Annotated in this window: 3 pseudogenes; all 3 read right to left on the bottom strand. The window is 68.9% G+C overall.

What is annotated here, in order from left to right:
• Positions 1 to 98 (bottom strand): annotated as a pseudogene (locus MKK51_RS04980) (IS5/IS1182 family transposase); the annotation flags it as partial.
• Between the two features lie 3 nt (positions 99 to 101).
• Positions 102 to 308: pseudogene (locus MKK51_RS04975) on the bottom strand (ISL3 family transposase); the annotation flags it as partial.
• 19 nt (positions 309 to 327) lie between these two features.
• Positions 328 to 637, bottom strand: a pseudogene (locus MKK51_RS04970) (transposase); the annotation flags it as partial.

Genomic DNA, 637 nt, shown 5'->3' with positions numbered 1-637 from the left:
GCCGCGCGAGCGACCCATGCAACGGGATCGGTCGTCTTTTTTTGGGCGGTGGCCGCATGCTGGTGCCCCCGCACGCTGGTGGCGTCGATCATCTGAATCAGCATGGCCAGCCGCAGCGACAACCGTGCTCTGGGCTTTACCGTCGAGCGCCATGCCGATATCGGTCTGCGCCTCGGCCAATCGATCGCTGCGATGCGCCTTGCGCGCCCCAACCCCGGCACAGGCTCAGCGAAGATCCGCTTCGGGCAGTGGCTATACCGGAAGCGGGGCACCCGGACGCGCCATGTCACGCTCCGATCCTGCCAGGGCTAGGGCGTCTCTGCAAAGTCATGTGAGCCAGAGCATGGTCATGCCGAGGGTGACCATGGCGAGGTAGTTTGTGGCCCGCTTCTCGTAGCGGGTGGCGATGCGGCGATATTGCTTGATGCGTCCGATCAGCCGCTCGACCCTGTTGCGCTCCCGGTACGCGGCCTTGTCGAAGCCGGGCTGACGCGGCTGAGCCTTGCGGGCTGCGAAGACTGGCTCGATCCGGCGCCGCCTGAGGCGGCGGCGGGCCGGGGGACCGTGTGAGCACCGGTCCCCGCACGTTCGGGGGGGCCGTCAGCGGGGGCGGCGTGGGCGCGAGCGAGGCACCGGC

Source organism: Methylobacterium sp. E-045, from assembly GCF_022829685.1.
Lineage (GTDB): Bacteria > Pseudomonadota > Alphaproteobacteria > Rhizobiales > Beijerinckiaceae > Methylobacterium.
The sequence above is the reverse complement of the archived record's forward strand: the minus strand, read 5'-3'. Positions and strand labels throughout refer to the sequence as shown.